The organism is Spongiactinospora gelatinilytica (assembly GCF_003236385.1).
GTDB lineage: Bacteria > Actinomycetota > Actinomycetes > Streptosporangiales > Streptosporangiaceae > Spongiactinospora > Spongiactinospora gelatinilytica.
This window is the reverse complement of record NZ_POUA01000161.1, coordinates 1-15,603: the sequence shown is the minus strand read 5'-3', so window position 1 is coordinate 15,603 and position 15,603 is coordinate 1. Positions and strand designations below refer to the sequence as shown.

At 67.7% G+C, this 15,603-nt stretch carries 24 protein-coding genes; 3 read left to right on the top strand and 21 right to left on the bottom strand.

Annotated features, from left to right (window positions below; all coding sequences use genetic code 11):
- Window positions 1–633: 633 nt before the first annotated feature.
- On the top strand, window positions 634–912 hold the full coding sequence (locus C1I98_RS40605; protein ID WP_146607540.1) for a transposase: 279 nt from the start codon (window positions 634–636) through the stop codon (window positions 910–912).
- A 1,231-nt stretch (window positions 913–2,143) separates the two neighbouring features.
- Here the strand turns inward: C1I98_RS40605 and C1I98_RS20425 are convergent.
- The 4 genes from C1I98_RS20425 to C1I98_RS20410 all read right to left on the bottom strand — a co-directional run bounded on the left by C1I98_RS20425 (window position 2,144) and on the right by C1I98_RS20410 (window position 3,667).
- Window positions 2,144–2,344 (bottom strand): hypothetical protein, encoded by a 201-nt coding sequence (locus tag C1I98_RS20425; RefSeq protein ID WP_111169039.1) that lies wholly within the window; start codon window positions 2,342–2,344, stop codon window positions 2,144–2,146.
- 111 nt (window positions 2,345–2,455) lie between these two features.
- Window positions 2,456–3,181: a CHAP domain-containing protein gene (locus C1I98_RS20420; protein ID WP_158558117.1), complete on the bottom strand. Its 726-nt coding sequence runs from the start codon at window positions 3,179–3,181 to the stop codon at window positions 2,456–2,458.
- Window positions 3,162–3,407, bottom strand: a complete 246-nt coding sequence (locus C1I98_RS20415) for a hypothetical protein (protein WP_111169034.1) — start codon at window positions 3,405–3,407, stop codon at window positions 3,162–3,164. Before C1I98_RS20415 ends, C1I98_RS20420 begins: the two co-directional genes overlap by 20 nt.
- Complete coding sequence (locus C1I98_RS20410; protein ID WP_111169033.1) at window positions 3,404–3,667, bottom strand: hypothetical protein; 264 nt, start codon at window positions 3,665–3,667, stop codon at window positions 3,404–3,406. Before C1I98_RS20410 ends, C1I98_RS20415 begins: the two co-directional genes overlap by 4 nt.
- A gap of 93 nt (window positions 3,668–3,760) precedes the next feature.
- Here C1I98_RS20410 and C1I98_RS20405 point away from each other — a divergent pair, with 93 nt between their 5' ends.
- On the top strand, window positions 3,761–3,940 hold the full coding sequence (locus C1I98_RS20405; RefSeq protein WP_111169032.1) for a hypothetical protein: 180 nt from the start codon (window positions 3,761–3,763) through the stop codon (window positions 3,938–3,940).
- Window positions 3,941–3,947: 7 nt separating this feature from the next.
- Here the strand turns inward: C1I98_RS20405 and C1I98_RS20400 are convergent, their stop codons facing one another.
- Genes C1I98_RS20400 through C1I98_RS20350 form a run of 12 tightly spaced genes read right to left on the bottom strand, consistent with a single transcriptional unit; the run spans window position 3,948 to window position 12,065 of the window.
- Window positions 3,948–4,256 carry a hypothetical protein gene (locus tag C1I98_RS20400; protein WP_111169031.1) on the bottom strand — a complete coding sequence of 103 codons (309 nt, stop codon included), beginning with the start codon at window positions 4,254–4,256 and terminating at the stop codon, window positions 3,948–3,950.
- Window positions 4,253–4,693, bottom strand: a complete 441-nt coding sequence (locus tag C1I98_RS20395) for a hypothetical protein (protein WP_111169030.1) — start codon at window positions 4,691–4,693, stop codon at window positions 4,253–4,255. Before C1I98_RS20395 ends, C1I98_RS20400 begins: the two co-directional genes overlap by 4 nt.
- The gene (locus C1I98_RS20390) at window positions 4,690–6,600 is read right to left on the bottom strand and encodes a phage minor capsid protein (RefSeq protein WP_111169029.1); all 1,911 of its coding nucleotides are present in this window, start codon (window positions 6,598–6,600) and stop codon (window positions 4,690–4,692) included. The genes C1I98_RS20395 and C1I98_RS20390 overlap by 4 nt, the downstream gene beginning before the upstream one ends.
- A gap of 27 nt (window positions 6,601–6,627) precedes the next feature.
- Window positions 6,628–7,491, bottom strand: coding sequence for a phage portal protein (locus C1I98_RS20385; RefSeq protein ID WP_111169028.1), 864 nt, complete (start codon window positions 7,489–7,491; stop codon window positions 6,628–6,630).
- Window positions 7,419–7,928, bottom strand: a complete 510-nt coding sequence (locus C1I98_RS40600; RefSeq protein ID WP_146607539.1) for a hypothetical protein — start codon at window positions 7,926–7,928, stop codon at window positions 7,419–7,421. Before C1I98_RS40600 ends, C1I98_RS20385 begins: the two co-directional genes overlap by 73 nt.
- On the bottom strand, window positions 7,925–8,419 hold the full coding sequence (locus tag C1I98_RS20380) for a hypothetical protein (protein WP_111169027.1): 495 nt from the start codon (window positions 8,417–8,419) through the stop codon (window positions 7,925–7,927). Before C1I98_RS20380 ends, C1I98_RS40600 begins: the two co-directional genes overlap by 4 nt.
- 53 nt (window positions 8,420–8,472) lie before the next feature.
- Window positions 8,473–9,054, bottom strand: coding sequence for a GTP cyclohydrolase I (gene folE / locus C1I98_RS20375; RefSeq protein WP_111169026.1), 582 nt, complete (start codon window positions 9,052–9,054; stop codon window positions 8,473–8,475).
- The gene (locus tag C1I98_RS20370) at window positions 9,055–9,774 is read right to left on the bottom strand and encodes a 7-carboxy-7-deazaguanine synthase QueE (protein ID WP_111169037.1); all 720 of its coding nucleotides are present in this window, start codon (window positions 9,772–9,774) and stop codon (window positions 9,055–9,057) included.
- Window positions 9,771–10,196, bottom strand: a complete 426-nt coding sequence (locus tag C1I98_RS44075) for a 6-pyruvoyl trahydropterin synthase family protein (protein ID WP_233508027.1) — start codon at window positions 10,194–10,196, stop codon at window positions 9,771–9,773. The genes C1I98_RS20370 and C1I98_RS44075 overlap by 4 nt, the downstream gene beginning before the upstream one ends.
- Window positions 10,196–10,594: a hypothetical protein gene (locus C1I98_RS20360; protein ID WP_199537075.1), complete on the bottom strand. Its 399-nt coding sequence runs from the start codon at window positions 10,592–10,594 to the stop codon at window positions 10,196–10,198. The genes C1I98_RS44075 and C1I98_RS20360 overlap by 1 nt, the downstream gene beginning before the upstream one ends.
- Window positions 10,591–11,472, bottom strand: coding sequence for a hypothetical protein (locus C1I98_RS20355; protein ID WP_111169024.1), 882 nt, complete (start codon window positions 11,470–11,472; stop codon window positions 10,591–10,593). The genes C1I98_RS20360 and C1I98_RS20355 overlap by 4 nt, the downstream gene beginning before the upstream one ends.
- Complete coding sequence (locus C1I98_RS20350; RefSeq protein WP_158558116.1) at window positions 11,469–12,065, bottom strand: ParB/RepB/Spo0J family partition protein; 597 nt, start codon at window positions 12,063–12,065, stop codon at window positions 11,469–11,471. The genes C1I98_RS20355 and C1I98_RS20350 overlap by 4 nt, the downstream gene beginning before the upstream one ends.
- A 195-nt stretch (window positions 12,066–12,260) precedes the next feature.
- Here C1I98_RS20350 and C1I98_RS20345 point away from each other — a divergent pair, with 195 nt between their 5' ends.
- Window positions 12,261–12,632, top strand: a complete 372-nt coding sequence (locus tag C1I98_RS20345) for a hypothetical protein (protein WP_111169022.1) — start codon at window positions 12,261–12,263, stop codon at window positions 12,630–12,632.
- 29 nt (window positions 12,633–12,661) lie between these two features.
- Here the strand turns inward: C1I98_RS20345 and C1I98_RS20340 are convergent, their stop codons facing one another.
- The 5 genes from C1I98_RS20340 to C1I98_RS20320 all read right to left on the bottom strand — a co-directional run.
- A complete protein-coding gene (locus C1I98_RS20340; protein ID WP_146607538.1) occupies window positions 12,662–13,399 on the bottom strand; it encodes a hypothetical protein in 738 nt (245 codons plus the stop codon).
- Window positions 13,400–13,433: 34 nt separating this feature from the next.
- The gene (locus tag C1I98_RS20335; protein ID WP_146607537.1) at window positions 13,434–14,099 is read right to left on the bottom strand and encodes a hypothetical protein; all 666 of its coding nucleotides are present in this window, start codon (window positions 14,097–14,099) and stop codon (window positions 13,434–13,436) included.
- Window positions 14,096–14,335: a recombinase family protein gene (locus tag C1I98_RS20330; RefSeq protein ID WP_111169019.1), complete on the bottom strand. Its 240-nt coding sequence runs from the start codon at window positions 14,333–14,335 to the stop codon at window positions 14,096–14,098. The genes C1I98_RS20335 and C1I98_RS20330 overlap by 4 nt, the downstream gene beginning before the upstream one ends.
- Before the next feature lie 162 nt (window positions 14,336–14,497).
- Window positions 14,498–14,968 (bottom strand): hypothetical protein, encoded by a 471-nt coding sequence (locus C1I98_RS41560; protein WP_158558115.1) that lies wholly within the window; start codon window positions 14,966–14,968, stop codon window positions 14,498–14,500.
- A gap of 214 nt (window positions 14,969–15,182) precedes the next feature.
- Window positions 15,183–15,603 (bottom strand): hypothetical protein (locus C1I98_RS20320; RefSeq protein ID WP_233508026.1); only part of this gene is annotated, 421 nt, incomplete at its 5' end.

Here is a 15,603-nt window from a genome sequence, read left to right as displayed (position 1 = left end):
AGCGTTACCTCCCCGACCCCGAACACGTCTGGTCCTGGTCACGCTGGCGCAGACGCCGCCAGCATCAGGCCAGACTCAGTCACTACAAACGACGCGGATACCCACTCACCTAAGTGCCGTTGCAGTACTAGGGCGTCGGCTGACCGAAGACCTGCGCCACCCGTGGGAGAAACCGGCCCGGCCGGGTCAACTCACTCCCGCGCGGGTCAGGCGCGGGTTTCGGAACCTACGTCCCGCGCTTGCCCGCCCGGCGCGTGCTCCCAAACCCTCTAGGCCCGGCCCCGGCCGGCCACCCGGCATCCCCAACCGCCGCCCCGCACCCCGCTATGACGTCGGGAAGACCGTCAAACGCGGCCGCACCCTCGCAGCCCTACAACGATCCGGAGGATAAAGAACAAGCTGAGTGCGTGTTTGAGAAGATCATCGTTGTCCGGCGTGGTGGCGTGATCGCCGCCCGGTAGGCCCTCAAGCTGGCCCGGTGTCCCCTCAGCGCTACCCTTCCGAGGTCACCGATGCCCAGTGGGATAGTCCGATCGGGATGCCCATGGCGGTACCTGTCCACTGACCTGCCGCCCTGGCAGCCGTGTACTGGTACTTCCAGAAGTGGAATAGGCCGGCGCCACCGACAGGCTCTTGCGTGAGCTGCGGATCAAGGGCCGCCGCCAAGACGGCCGGACCGATGACCCCTCGGCAGCCATCATCGACTCCCAAAGTGTCAAAGGAGCCGACACCGCCGACCGGACCACCCGCAGATACGACGCGGGCAAGAAGACCAACGGGCGTAAGCGGTTCATCGTCACCGACATCACCGGCCTATTCGTCACGTCCCTCGTCTGCCTATCTGACCACCCCGATAAGGCACGTATTCGCCGACCGGGGATTCGCCGGACGGCTGGTGGACTGGGCCCGTGACAGGCTGCGCACCACCCTGGAGATCGTGCGCAAGCCTGCGGATCGGCCCGGCTTCAACGTCATCGCACGCCGGTGGTGGTAGAGCGAACCTTGGCCTGGCTGACCGCCTGCCGCCGTCTGGTACGCGACTACGAACGCGACCCCGCAGTCTCCGAGGCGTTCATCCGATGGGCGGCCATCGCCAGAATGGCCCGCCGTCTCACCCAAGGCGGGCCCGAGCGACGACAACCCCCGCTACATTTGCCCTGACACATTGGTGGTTGAGTTCCCACTCATGGACCTCCGGGGGCGAATCGAGCCCAGATATCGCTACCAGAGGGGGATACCGCCACGATATGCCCCTCGCAGAGAGAGCGGAATCCTTTCCTGCCCGGCGGGTGTGTGAGCCGTAGTACAAGATTTGTCTCCAGGTCGATTAGCGATATGTAGGAATCGTCCTGGCCTTGATACCGGAGGCCCACGACGCCGTACAGATTTCCAGATTCTGGCTCGAAGGATGGCAGGAGCGTACGTATGACGCGGTGCCACAACCGATAATGGGAGACAAGAACGATGCTGTCTGGCCACGGCTCAACTGCTTCCAGAGCCAGGATGTAACCCATAGCCCCCAACTTGTCCCGGAATCGCTCCATCAGTGTGTAGAAGACCTTCGTCTCTAGGCGTCGCAGCTCCGGCGATGAGGCGTCTGGCGCAGGCTGTTGTGTGGTGACGGCGCCAGTACGGTAAATATTCCCGCACACAGGGATGCTTAGGCCGGTCGCCCAGTGAAGGATACCGATAATCAGCTTGGCTGAAGCATGTTCGGGCCTGTCGGCGGCGACCTCGCGTTGGGCCCGTGTGTACCGCTCCCCCGTAGCGCCCATCCGTGCGCGGACGGCGTTCTTGCTTGCTTGGTAACCCTTCATGCTTCGCTCCCGGGCAGCCCCCATGCGACACGCCGCAGAACGTGTAAAGGTGATGGAATATCGCTGACTCAGGGAGTCTTGTCCGCTCATGTCGAGATGGCATGGGCATCGTTCGACGGGATTCTGGCGGGCGCTAGCCGCCGCAAGTAGCAAGCTAGTGCCGTCGAGCGGAGTATGCAAGTTGATTCAGTGCTGGCTGCGCGTATCGGCCTCTACAGGAGCACGCAAGAATGCCCCCGTCGCCACGAAGGCGACGGGGGCATTCCGGAAGAGTGAGACGTCTGCGTATGCAAGGGCCGTTTTCTGCTAGCTTATGTGAGTGCTAGCTACTTTGCACTGTCACCCCTTGGCGGCACCGGCCGGGTGTCGTTCGGTACGACATACACGCCGAGTGCCGCTAGTACGGCAAGGACCGCGCTGACGATCTCAGTGGTAGTGAACAGGCTATCTGATACGGCGCCGTTAATAATTGTGATCGCCGCGAGCAGGGCTGCAACAACTGCCTTGGCATACCGGCCGATGCTCATGAATACCTCCGAATACGCAAAGGCCACCTCATCTGAGCATGGCCGTTATCTCTCGCTTTGGTGATGCTGAACGTGGAACTGTTTCCGATGTCATCGAGTCTTTGCAGGCGTCTATGCGGCCCGTAGCAGTGCGGCCCACGTCTTCGGCCCGCAGATGCCGTCCACGGCCAGGCCCGCGTGCCGCTGGAACGCCCGAACCGCGTCGTCCATGGGCACGCCGAACTGCGTGTCGTCGATGCCGTCGTTCAGGCCATAGTCCCGCGCGTAGAGCAGGTAGAACACGGTCTTGACGTCCCAGCCGGTCGCGCCCTTGCGGAGCGTCGGAAGCTGCTTCACGATCTCCTCCGTCCAGTTCTCGGGTTGCGGGCAAGCGGGCTTGCTGGTGTAGGCGGGATAGCCGAATCCGGCGATGGCGGCCATGCTGCGGGCGCGGCGCATGACGCGGTTGGCGGTGTTGCCCTCGATGGTGATCACCGTGGTGCCTCGCACCGCTTCGACGATGCCGACGTGGTCGATCTTCTTGAGGTTGTGCGACCCGCCCCAGTCGAAGAAGACGATGGCGCCCGGCTTCGGCATGCGCCCCCACCGGCCGCGCTGCTTGAACCAGCTCGCGTGCGAGAGCGTGTAAGCGAAATCGCCTACGTCATTGATCAGTCCGGCCTGGTGGGCGCACCAGGCGAGGAACATGTCGCACCAGGCTGCATGTGCCCATGAGTCGGGCTTGCCGTGGCGCTCGGCCCACCACTGGCCATAGCGGGTCCAGCCGTCCTTGCGCTCGCCCTGGCCCAGCTCGCCGCGCGCCACGGCGAGCAGGCGGTCAAGCGGCCCGGACGGCATCGTCGTCCTCTGAGTCGATCCAGACCACGCGGGTCGCGCCATCATGGCCGTGAACGGCGATGACGTCCTCGAAGTGGTCCCAATGCACCGTGGAGGGCCGGGGGCCACGCCAGCGCACGGTCGCTGAGCCGTCCGGCCACAGCACGCCATCGGTGACGTGGCCGGTGCCGGAGATCCCGGTAACGTCGGTGTCGCGTTGCAGGTAGAAGCGGCGGGCGAACCTCATGGCGTCTCGCTCTCGTCGCTCTCGTCCTGGACCACTGAGCCCGGTTCCTGGGGCAGGCCGTGCTGGTCCGGGTCGTCGCCCCTCAGGCCCGCGCCCTCGTAGGGCGCGGGCGGTAGTTCGTCGTCAGGCATGGCGGTCCTCCGTGAGGGCGTGGTGGGCAGGCCGAGCCATTCGGCGACCGTGAGCTTCAGGGCCGCCTCGGGCACGTGGAGCGGGAGCACGGCGGGTACGACGAGCACCCCGTCACGAACGGGCAGCATCAAGCCCTTCAAGCGCGTGAGCAGGGCGGATGGCTCCCGTCAGATGGTCAGGGGGATACTGGAGATGCAGGCCGACGACGATCGGGGGACGTCATGGCCAAGAGCGGTAGCGGTAAAAGCGGCAAGGGCGGCAGCGGCAAGGGTTCGACACCGATGACCGGCAAGGCCGCCTCGCGCGTGCAGAGTTCGGGCGACAGGAACCCGTCCGGCAAGACGGCGAGCAGCGGGTTCGGTCCGCGGGCTCAGTCGGCCGCCGCCAAGAACGGCGGCTAGAAGTAGCTCAGCCGCGCGTCAGCGAGATCAGTGCGATCACGACACCGGCGACGGTGACCAGCACGCTGACCACGGCGATGATCTGCCGGGTGCGTTCGGCGAGCTGGGCGCGGGTCACGGTGTTCTTCTCCACCTCGGCCAGCCGGTCCCGGGTCTCCTCGACTTCGCGAGCCAGCTCGGCGTGACGGCCGTCCACCTGGTCAAGGCGTTGCAGGATGAGCGTGATGGAGCCGTTGACCTTCTCGAACCCGATCTCGACCAGGCTGCGCAGCTTCTCCAGCATCAGCTCCAGGTTCGGCGTGCGCTCGTCGCTCACGCGGCTTCGCCTTCCCGCCGGGCGGCCCTGGTCGCGGATACGAAGGTCGCTGGCGGCTTCGCCTGGAACGCCAGCGGTGCGCCGTACCCGCTTGAGCGCTGCCATTCCACGGCGAGCCGGCGGCTGGCGACCCGCACCGGATCGAGCCGGGTCTGCGTGCGGATGGGATCGAGCGGGTCCGCCGGGGCGACGCGGCGTGCCCCGGCGAAGTCGAGCGCGGCCTGCCGGTCGGTGTGGGACGCCGCGTCCAGTCGTACGGCGTGCTGCTTGACCTGGCTGATCCGCTCCAGATGCGCCGCGAGCCGGTCGCTGTCGGACACGCCGGGCGTCCAGCACGTCGGCAGGCCCCGTGTCGCCTTCAGTATGGTGACCGCCGCCGGGTCGTCCCATACCAGGGCGTCGTCTGGGTCGGGGATGTACGGCTCGTGCAAGATCACGTCGAGCAGGGTCTCGACGTCGTCCGGGTCGATCCCGTACTCGGCGGCCCTCCACTCGAACGTGCTGTGCGGGAACGTGTGGATGCCGTGGCCGCCATCGGCAGCGTTGACGAGGTAAACGCCCCACAGCGGTTCCGCGCCGTCCGGCCGGACCGGCTGCTGGGGGCGCGCTTGCACCTGCTGAGCGAGTGAAGTCTGGGTGTAGGCGAGTTCGGTGTCCCAGATGTCGAGCACTTTTGCCGGCATACCGCCCCTCCTTGGGTGCCGTCAGCGATATGGCGTGCCTCACCTTCTGCCCGGTTCAGGGCCGTGGAGGTGTCCTCATGCTCCTTGAGCACCCGGTTTCGCTCGGCGTCGCCTCGCAGCAGGCGGGTCAGGTCGTCATGCAACGCCTCGCCCGCCTCAAGAACCCGGTCCAGGTAATTCTCGTAGGTCTCAGGCGGCAGCAGTGCACCGCCTGGATCCTTGCGGTACCGATACTCGCGCCTGTCGGGCAGCACCATAGAACGGGCGTCCCGCCACTCGTTGCGTTCGACCGGGAGCGCCCGCCGGGCGGTGTTGATCCGGTCGGCGGTCTCCTGCGACAGCGGGCCGCCCGCCCGCACCTGCGGACGGGATGCGCCGGGCGCGGACGGCTGGGAGGCACTCGCGCCGGGCTCTGGGCCGCCCGGCCGCGGCGGAGGCTCAGGTGCGGGAGCGGGCTCCGGCTGCGGCGCGGTGAACGGCTGCTCGGGCGGCGGCTCGTAGCGGCGAACCTGCTCGCGGGCGCGCTTGCGGCGCAGGCCGGTCTCTGCGAGGTGTCGCTGGAGCCGCTCTTGGGCCTCCCTTGACATCTGCTGGGCATACCGGCGACTGCGCTCGTCGGTGGCCACGATCTGCTTGCGCTTCCAGCCACGGATCTCGCGTTCCAGCCGCCGCTGCTTCTGCACGTCGTCATAGGTGGCGGTGGTCGGTGGACGCGGCGCAGGCCGAGTGACGCCCGGCAGGTAGGCACCGAATCCGTGGGTGCAACCCGGATGGCCGAGCCCACGGGCTCGTGCCTGGGCGACGGTGGCACGCACGTCCACCCGCACCGTCTCGCCATCGTTGATGGCGTGCTCCAGCTCGATCACGCCCGCTTCGCCACGCTGGGCGAGCACTTCGCCCTCCCACGGCCGGCAGACGGTGCACGGGTAGACCGACCTGGACACCATCACCAGGTCCAAGCCCGCATCGCGCAGCCTCGCCAGATGGCCGTCGCGGGTCGCGCGGGCGGTCGCGGTGTGGGTCGCCATCTCGGCGTACTCGCGCAGCCCCCAGGTGCGCCCGGCCCGGTCGGTGAAGTTCTTGACGCCCTGGCCGGCGAACCGCTGGAGCGCACGGCCGACGACCTCGCGGAACGTGAGTGCCCCGGTCAGTTCCGAGCCAGCGACGAAGGCGACGACTTGGCGGTAGATGTCGTCCACGCCTCGCAGCGCGCCGGTCTGCACGTCGGTGAGCATCTGGTCCAACTGCCGGGCCAGCTCGTTGACGCCGCCGCCGGGGTTGACCAGTTCGGAGGCACCGAGTTTGCGGGCGTCGGCGAGTATCTTCTCCAGGCGGGCACGAGCCTTGGCATCGGCGATCTGGGCGGCCACTTCAGCGTGCGCGCTGTCCGCGCCTTCGGCGTAGGCGTCGCGCACGGCCTTGGCCGCCGCGCGCCTGGCATCGCCCAGCCGCCGGAGGATCTTCGCGGACTCGGCGCGAAGCTTGCGGATCTCGCTCAGCCGCCGGGTGGCCCACGTCTCGGTGTCCTCGACGTCGATGCCGCGCTCGGCCTGTCGCCTGATCGCCTCCAGCAGGTCCAGCTCGGCCTGCTCGTACATCTCGGCGATGCGCTTGGCCTGCTCGATGGCAGCCTCGACCGCCTCGGCGGCGCTGTCGGCCACACCGCCTCCTGTGGGCCCGGCCGTCCGCTAGGCGGCGATGTCGTCGTCGTCGGCGTCGGGCACGTAGGTCTCAGCCAGTTCCGCCGGATCCGAGACGTTGATCGTCATCTCCTCGCGCAACTTGGTCACCTCGGCTCTGACCTGCGGGTCCTCCCATTCGGGGTGCAGCATCCGCACGCGGGTCTCCACTGAGGCCGCCTGGGCGCGGTTGAGCATGTCCAGTGTGCGACTCAGCGCCTCGGGGTCGGGCATGACGCCGTCTGGCCATTCGATACCGGCTCGTTCGCTGACGACCTTCGTTCCATAGACGGCGCGGTCCACGGCCAGCAGGCATTCGGCCAGCCAGGCCAGGCACGGCGTCCAGTAGCCGATCTTGCGGCCCCGCGTGGTGTAGCTCTTGTGGCGGCGCATGTGGATCTCGGTGGCGGTGGCGGCCTGCCCCGAATTGTCGTCCTCGCCGAAGGACTGCACCGCATATCCCGCGCCGCGCAAGATCTGGGCGGTCAGGGATCTCGCCGTCTCCTTGTGCTCGGCCACCCTGATGTCGAACTGGCTGATCGTCAGCTCGGCCGCGCCCGACCCGCCGGGCGGCGGCAGCATGGCCAGGGCGCTGTAGATCTCACGGTCCGGGTCCCACATCGCGCCGCGGCCCCGGCCGGTGTTGGTGAGATAGACCTCCGGCACGATGATCCGGCCTTTGCCGAGCCTTAAGTCGCGCATCCAGCTCGTCATGGTCTCATCGAGAGCGTCCATGATCGGCTCGACGCCCGCGTAGTCGCTGCGCCCCAGGTGCGTGCCGCGCAAGGTCCTGTGCGGTCTCATGTTGGGGACGTAGCCGACCAGCAGGCCCTTGTCGTAACCGGAGTCGAAGCCGCCGTCCTCATCGACCATCGCGGCGAAGCCTTCGGTCTCCGGGGACGAGCCTCGGCACGGGTGTCGTTGGCGCTGATGATTTCGACGCGCCGCCCCAGAATGTTGCAGGTCGGAGCGCCTCTGTTGTAGAAGATCCGCCGCGCAACCGGCCCGGTCAGGGTCGGATCCATCAGCGGTTCCATAACGTTTCTGGCGATCGTGTCCGCCGTTTTGCCCGCGATCACCAGGTGGCCGGTGCGGCGGGGAGCGGCGGCCACGTACATCAGCCACCTCAGCAAGGATGCGATGGTCTTGCCGGAGCGCACCGCGCCGGACCAGATCACCAGCCGGGAGGTGGCGTTGGCGATCGACCACTCCTGTTTGGGCGACAGCCGGATCACCTGGCTGTGCGGCTGCGCCGCCGCGCGAGCGCCCGCGCCCGCCCCGCCCTGCGGCCGGGAGACGGTACCGGTCACGACGCCAGGTACTCGGCCGGTTCGGCGGCCTCGATCGCCGCCACGTCCAGCACCTCCGCCGAGGCGACCGGCTCGGCGTGGCGGGCCTGAAGCGAGGACAGCAGGGTGCCGAGCAGGCTCGCGATGTCGCCGTCGTTGATGCCTTGCCGGTTGAGCTGGTCGAGCCCGAGCAGGTTGGCGTGCTTCCAGATCAGGCTCTCGGCCCGCTCCACCGCTTTGAGGTCGCCGTTCAAAACCTTGGGCCAGATCGCCTGCAAGGCGCGCTCCAGCCTGTCGATGGTGAGCTGAAGCAGTTCCTCCGAAGCGAGTTCCTCCGCGGCCTTGGACTGCCGCAGTGCCCGCTGGATGTCCACCGACGCGGCCTGGGGTGAGGAGTAGCCGAGCGCCTCGGCGATGGCATCGAGCTTGACGCCGGCGATGCGCATCTGCATCGCCTTCTTACGCCGCTCGGACACCTCGGCCGCTCTGGCCTGCTTGCGCGTGGACACCATGAAGTACCTCCGTGAGGGGCCGAAGGCGGAAGCAAAAGGTGGAAGAGGTGGGATCAGCCGTCGCGGGCGACGGCGAGGAACTCGGCGCGGTGCGCGCCGTACTCCAAGGCTCCGGCCAGGGACACCGTGGTCGTGATGGCCTGGTGCTGGTTGACCCCGCGCACGGTCATGCACGAGTGGGTGGCACGGATGACGACTCCAGCGCCCAGCGCGGGCAGGTCCTGGTGGATCGTCTCGGCGATCTGCCGTCCCAGCCGCTCCTGAAGCTGGAGCCTGCGGGCGAACACCTCGACCAGCCGGGGCAGCTTGGACAGCCCCAGCAGCCGCCCTTCGGCGGGCAGGTATCCGACCGTGGCGGTGCCGTACACCGGCAGCAGGTGGTGCTCGCACAGGCTCGCGAACTGGATGGCTTCGACCGTCACCAGCCCGTGCACGCTTTCATCAACGAAGACCCGTTCCAGGTGCTGGCGCGGGTCCATCGCGTATCCGGCGGTCATCTCCTGCCACGCCTTGACGAACCGCCGCGGCGTGTCGGCGATCACCGGCTGGGCGGGATCGACACCGGCGAATTGCAGCAGTGTGCGCACGGCCTGGCGGGCGTCGTTCGCCGTGGGGGCGGGGGTCTGTTCGGCCACTCAGCGCCCCCGCTCGTCGTTCCAGGCCAGCACGTGCAGGCGGGGTGTGAGGTTGAAGCCCGCCGCGATGGCGGGGTCGGCGATCTGCCGCAGGTGCGTGGTCGTCGCCTCGGCGGTGACGCCTTCCGGCATCACCCAGACGTCGGCGGGGTCGATCACGTGACTCTCGGCGAGATCGGCCAGCTCGGCGACATCCGCCTCATCGCGGCACACCGCCTTGAAGCACGCGCCGTCGTGGCCGGCGAGTCGCCGGAAGAAGGCGAGCGCCTGCGGCACGATTCGCCGGGACTCCGGCTCACCGCTGCTCGCGAGCTTCAGCCCCACATTGAACCGGGACACGCCTCCCGCCGTGGCAGTTGAGGGAACCCGCGTGCCGTTGGTCTCCACCTCGACCTCGACGTCCCACAGCAGCCGCAGCAGCTCGCCGAACGCCGGGTAGTCCTGCTGAAGCAGCGGCTCACCGCCTGTGATCACCACGAGCGGCACGTTCATTTCCGCGATCTGGTCCGCGATGTCGGCGACGGCCATCCTGGACAGCTCGGCACGCAGGTCGAAGCGGTGGCCGTCCCAGGTGTAGGGGGTGTCGCACCACGAACAGCCCAGGTTGCAGCCGCCGAGCCGCACGAACGCGGCGCGTCTGCCGCAGGACGGGCCTTCGCCCTGCACGGTGGGCCCGAAGACCTCGCTGACCACCAGGCCCTCGACGGTCGCGCCGGTCACGCCACCCACGACGCCCCGTTCGCCGCCGTCTCGGTGAGGTCCACCCGGATCACCCGCGCCTGCGGGGCGCGGGGCACCGTCGCCAGCAGCTCGCTCGCCACCTCGCCGAGCAACCGGGCCACCGACTCCACCGTGGGCCACCAGCGCGGCATCGAGAACACCCTGCCGTGCTCGCCGAGCATGGCGGCGAGCGGGTCGTCCCCGCCGAGCATCGCGCCGTGGTCGAGCCGGTCGTCGATCCATCCCCGAAGCAGGGTCTTGAACGCGCCGAATTCCACCACCATCCCGCGCTCGTCCAGCGCGGGCGCGGCCACGGTGACCACAACGCTCCAGGAATGGCCGTGCAGGCTGGTGCACTTGCCCGGCAGGTGCGGCAGCCGGTGTGCGGCCTCGAAGGTGTGCCGCACGGTGATCTCGTGCATCAGGCGCGATCCTCCTGCCGTTCGACGGTGTAGCGGGTCCAGCCCGCGTCGTGGCCGATGTCGTCGAACACGCCGAGCACGTCTAGGTCCATCCGCCGCAGCCGGTAGTCGCCGCCGTACGGCTCCCATGAGGGGTGCGTCCAGCCGTCGAGGTGGGCGAAGATGCGGTCGGCGACGTCCTCGTTGGTGGCGTCGCGGAACGTCTTACGGGTCAGCACGTGCAGGTGATCGAGCAGTGCCCTGTTGGTCGTCTCAAAGGAGGGGTAGCCGTGCGCGCCGAGCACCTCGTAGGTGACATGCACCCGCCCGCTATGGAAGTGCCCGCGCAGCCCCATGGCGACGTTGACATTGCTGAAGAAGATCAGGAACGGCCCTACGGTCACCGTGCGCAGCATCATGCCGTCATCCCCTCAGGTTCGGTGTCGGCCTGTGCGGCGGTCAGCAGGGTGCGTACCTGGGTGTCCACCAGGTGCAGCCGTGTGCCCTGTCCCCGCCGCTGCGGGTCCAGCCCGTAGGCGGGCGGTGTCACCTGATGGCGTTTGCGCAGCCAGGCCGCGTACAACGTGGTGGAGCGGGCCATCAGCCGGATCAGCAGCGGCCGGTTGGAGGCATCCCCGTGCAGCACCTGCTCCGGGCTCGTCCCGTAGAAGCGCTCCAGCAACCGCCGGTGCCGCAGCGCCGAACACCCGTCCAGGTAGAACGTCGTGTCGCGGGCTGTGCGCGGATCGAACAGCCGCAGCTGGCCGAACCGGTAGCCCACCCCGAGCGTGCCGGATGAGTCCGCGGAGTACAGCGGCAGGTTGTCCAGCACCGCGCGGCTGGAGATCCCCCAGCCGTGGAAGCGCATCGCAGGCAGATGACGCCGCCCGTGGGCGAGCAGCCGGGCCGCCCATCGGATACCGGCGGTGTCGCCGGTGGTGAGCCCGCCGCCCAGGCCGACGAAATCGACGCCCTGCTCGCCGTAGACGTGCAGCCACCGCTCCGGTGTGCCGACGTGCAGCGTGGGTACGGTCGCCAGCCCCGCATCACGCAGGGCCTGCCAGTTGCGCCAGGTCCCCTGCGGGTCGCCGAGCACGTCCAGCGACGCGCACCAGGCCAGATCCGGTTGCCATCGCCGCACCCACCCGGCGTACTCTTCCAGCCCGATCTTCACGCCCTGGGTGTAGGCGGAATACGCGCCCGAGTCGCCGATCATGTTGAGCCGCCCGCTGTCCACCAGCCGCCGCATGTGGTCATCGGAGCGCAGGTAGTGGTAGGAGACGAGCGCGTCGATCACGCGGCGGCCTCGTCGTCCCACTGCCATTCGACGCCGAGCAGCTCGGCGAGCACCTGCGCCGGTTCCCGGCCGGACACGAGGTCGCTCCAGGCGGCGTTCACTGGGCGGGGGACGGTCAGCCGCAGGGCGACCCAGCCGTCCCGCTTGGTGGGCTCCCCCAGCATCTCGACGACCTCGTCCAGGTCGGGCGCGGAGACGAGTCGCGTGACGTCGGTGAGGTCGGCTTCGGTGTAGCCGGTACCCGCGAGGTCCTCATCCAGGCTCGCCAGCAGCGCGGCCAGGGCCTCGGGGTCCTCATAGCCGAGCGCGGCGGTGCGGTTGTCGGCCCGCAGGATGCGCTTGGCCTGCTCGTCGTCCACATCGATCAGCACGCATGGCACTTCGGCCAGCCCGCGCTCCACCGCGCCGCGCCAGCGGTGCTCACCGGCGATGATCCGCATGCGGGTGCGCTGCACCAGCACCGCGCCGAAGAAGCCGTTGGCCTCGATCGACTCGCTGATCACCTCGACGTCGCCGCGGTGCGGGTTGTCGGGATGCGGCTCCAGGTCCGCGACCGGCACCAACCGGTATTCCTGCGAGGCGATGTGCGCCACGGCGACCACCCCGCTTCAGCAGATCGCCCACAGGCATGAAGAAGGCCGCCGGGCTGTGTCTGCGGCGGCCGTAGCGTATGCGCGCGAGTTACACTGGACCCACACTGACGATCAACATAGGTGCCGTTGTCAAGTTATGCAAGCGCAAGGAATTGCGTCAGCGCGAAATGACGACCTGGTCATACACTTCGCATCGTGCGCACTTTCGCCCACCCCATCGATGCGCTCGACGCCCTGTTCGACCGTGCCGCCGGGCGCATCCCGCCCGATCAGCTCGGCGAGCTGCGGCTATTCGCTCCCCTGGGCATGCTGCTGCTCGCCCTGACCGCTATCGGCCGCATCGTGACGCCCTGGGTGGTCGCGGGGCTGCCGGGCGGGCCCTTTCGCGTGCCGCTGCTGTTCTGCACGCCGCTCACCATGGCGGAGCTGGTGGGGTGGCTCGTGATCGGCGGTACGGCGCTGGTGGTCACGGTGGTGCTGGCGATGGTGTGCTGGATGGGCGAGGAGCATGCGTCAGCGCCCATCTGCACCTGTTCGGCGGACAACCGCTCACTGCCGGGGCTATAGGGGAGCATCGGGCGGGACGAGGCGGCGTGTCACGCACCTCGCCATGGCGATGTCGGCACATTGTCAGGCCACGAAGGCACTAGCCACCGGACAAACTCATCGGCCGTGAAGCGCGCCCCTGTTTCTGGCCACGGCGGGAATGCCGCATCCGGATCGGCGCGTATAACAACATCTATGGACATTGGCGTCACGGCCTGGCCGCGTTGGTCATTCAGGCCCACCACAAGACGCGCCCCTAGCTGATCGGCATCGAGGAACCCGCTTGCGGGCGCGTGGTGGTTCAGGTGTGTCCACCCAACATCAGCGATCGACTTGGCCAACCCGCCATACAGGCCAAGCGGCGTTTGTGGCGTCCTGGACAATGCCAACGTGGGATCCAGCGCCATCGCGCCCTCCTCCACGGTCAACCCTGCGACGCCGAGAATGATTCCGATGCCACAATCCCACAGATTGACGCCCTCGATCTCCGCCCACTGCACGACACCATCCTTAGTGACGGGCATGTGAATGGAATCGCCACGACCGTAAATCGGCTGCTGCACCTGGCGGGTTTGCCCGGCCATGTCGAACTCGGCCCAGGTGATGGACAGTGATGAGGAGAGATCGACCAGCACGCCACTCTTTGATATCAGTGGTACCGAAGGAATGGCGGTGTGCACATATCCACGAATCTTCGTCGTCGATAGCAGTCGCTGTACCACGGAGCCCGCCAGTTCGGCGTCAGCGCTGTCGGTGACCGGGCGCCGCGACTGGCGGGCTTCAGGCATCTGGGCTCCTTTGTGCTCTCTGCAGAGATCTATTCTACCAGTGGCGCACGCAATCAGCGTGGCATGACCCGACGACTTCGCCGCAGAATGACACCAGGCAGGCCAGCATCGCCGTCATAACGGGGATGAGGCGGCAGGCCGCGGCCGGGACGCCGCAATCGCCGCCGACGCATCCGATCATGCAGTAGAAGTAGTCCAGCGGAGAGTACGGTTCCGATTCGCCAGGGCGTGCGAGCGACACCGACGTCACGCGAAGGGCGCTGACGTTGAACGTGTCGCCGTTGAAAAGAGAAGCGGGGTCGCCGCTCGCGATTTCCAGGGAGCCCGACACGTGGCCGCTCACGACTTTGCGAACGAGTACCGCAGCGTGATGGGGATCTCCGTCCTTTCGCCCGTAAAAGGTAAGGACTGCGGCGCTGTCTGGCGTCCCGATTACGATCTGCTTGTCGGGCGTTGTAATGAAGCCGTGCTTGACTAGCTGCGACTGCACGATGTCCATGCGGTCGTATCGCGCCGCCTGTGCTAGGATTAGCGCTTCGGCTTTCGGGGTGAGCGTGGCGTCGCCAGCAAGCGCTGCGCGTGCGACACCGGGCACTAGCGCCGCTCCGGCGACAACCCCCAGGCCGACGAAAGTGCCGCGCAGGAGCGCACGCTTGCTGCCGTCAGCGGCCCTGGCGTTGGCCTCACCGAGGGCGCTCAAGACGGCAGCGCTGCGGCGTGGGCCGAGCCGGGCCGCAGATAATCGAGGCAGGCGAGCAGTTCAGGCCGGTCCGTGCTGCGCCCGGACAGCTTGTCGGTGAACACGCGGATGCAACCCGCCTCGCGCAGGGCGGCGATCTGCCGGTCGAGGTTCTGGTCCTTCGTGCTGACCCGCCCGTAGCCGACAAGCGTGCCGGAAGCTGCGACAGGTTCGGGGTTCAGGAGATCGACGCTCATAGCTCTATTGTATGCAAAAGGGCTTACTTCAGCTTTTCGCACATCATGAGTTCTCAACACGATTTCTACACGCACGACGCGTCACATGGAGATCGTTAAGCCCGGTTGTCGATCATGTCGAGAAACGGTCGTTATCTGGACATCGTGCCCGGCGGGTACGCCTTAGTTTTCGCTTCCGCGTACTCGGCGCGGCATGCCTTTCCCTCGCCCGTGAAATCTAATGCTGTAATAGTCCCCACTGATCTTCACAGGGTGTCCTGTCAAGAGATCCACTATTGGCCTTAGCCGCTCTTCGACAGCCGACCGAACAACCGGGCGTTGTCCCGAGCGATCGATGACCAGCGCCGGCCTTCTGTCGGGTTGAAGCCGCGCCAGTTCAAAGCCAAGATCAGCCGCAAGACGTACCAGCTCGTCCACGTCAACCCCAGAGGGCTGCTGTGCCAGCTCCCCCTCCACCGCCTCGCGGGCCTGCTCGGCCTCGGCCAGCTCCAGCGCGAGCCCCACACCCTCCACCCGCTTGACCCGTCCGAACGCGGCACCCAGCGGACGCCGCAGCACGATCACGGCGACGACGAGCGCGACCGGCCAGGCGAGCAAGCCGACGAGGGCCGCGATGAACTGGAGGGTGGACATGGGGTAAGCATGGCAGCAGCGTGCGGCCAGGGCGCAGCGAACAGAGGTGCAGATCGCCGCAGATGGGCAGCGCCTCTCGTCAAGCCGCACACGAGCACGGGGGCCACTCGTCGCGGGCGGGCGTTCCCGCCCAGCCCGCCGGCCCGGGGTGGGGGTACCCCCGGACACGCGGCAGCGCCGCCCGCTGGATGCGAGACGGCGCTGTGAGATGCGGCTAAGCGCGGAAGTAACGCATTACCTGAGTCATGAGCGTGGTTTCCCGCAGGTCCATCGCCACCTCCGTGACGAGGGAGAGTAACGCGGGGTCCTCGCGTCCATCGGGCGCGACGCGGAACACATCGCCCAGAAGGGCAACGGCCGTCGTGGCGAACAGTCGATACGGCGCGTGGTGGAGCGTCAGGGCAATGATACGGGCGCGGGCCATGGCCGCGCCGTCGTAGCCGACGCTGAGGCCGTCCTCGGTGACCTTGATGACGACATCGGGCGGAGTGATGCCCAGGTTGAGAAGGACGGCGCTGAGCACCGCCAACGCCTGCTGCGCACGTTGGCCGCGATCGGCCCAGTCGGGACGGTTGGCCTGGTTTTCCATGATCTTGACCTTTCGGCTGGTTCGGGTGGGACGGTTCGGGTGGGAT

Bases quoted from the DNA above. Each gene is read 5' to 3' on its own strand.
- C1I98_RS20425 (WP_111169039.1), bottom strand. From the start codon at position 2,344: ATGAGCATCGGCCGGTATGCCAAGGCAGTTGTTGCAGCCCTGCTCGCG.
- C1I98_RS20420 (WP_158558117.1), bottom strand. From the start codon at position 3,181: ATGCCGTCCGGGCCGCTTGACCGCCTGCTCGCCGTGGCGCGCGGCGAG.
- C1I98_RS20415 (WP_111169034.1), bottom strand. From the start codon at position 3,407: ATGAGGTTCGCCCGCCGCTTCTACCTGCAACGCGACACCGACGTTACC.
- C1I98_RS20410 (WP_111169033.1), bottom strand. From the start codon at position 3,667: ATGCTGCCCGTTCGTGACGGGGTGCTCGTCGTACCCGCCGTGCTCCCG.
- C1I98_RS20405 (WP_111169032.1), top strand. From the start codon at position 3,761: ATGGCCAAGAGCGGTAGCGGTAAAAGCGGCAAGGGCGGCAGCGGCAAG.
- C1I98_RS20385 (WP_111169028.1), bottom strand. From the start codon at position 7,491: ATGGTCGATGAGGACGGCGGCTTCGACTCCGGTTACGACAAGGGCCTG.
- C1I98_RS20380 (WP_111169027.1), bottom strand. From the start codon at position 8,419: ATGGTGTCCACGCGCAAGCAGGCCAGAGCGGCCGAGGTGTCCGAGCGG.
- C1I98_RS44075 (WP_233508027.1), bottom strand. From the start codon at position 10,196: ATGCACGAGATCACCGTGCGGCACACCTTCGAGGCCGCACACCGGCTG.
- C1I98_RS20360 (WP_199537075.1), bottom strand. From the start codon at position 10,594: ATGATGCTGCGCACGGTGACCGTAGGGCCGTTCCTGATCTTCTTCAGC.
- C1I98_RS20340 (WP_146607538.1), bottom strand. From the start codon at position 13,399: ATGCCTGAAGCCCGCCAGTCGCGGCGCCCGGTCACCGACAGCGCTGAC.
- C1I98_RS20330 (WP_111169019.1), bottom strand. From the start codon at position 14,335: ATGAGCGTCGATCTCCTGAACCCCGAACCTGTCGCAGCTTCCGGCACG.
- C1I98_RS41560 (WP_158558115.1), bottom strand. From the start codon at position 14,968: ATGTCCACCCTCCAGTTCATCGCGGCCCTCGTCGGCTTGCTCGCCTGG.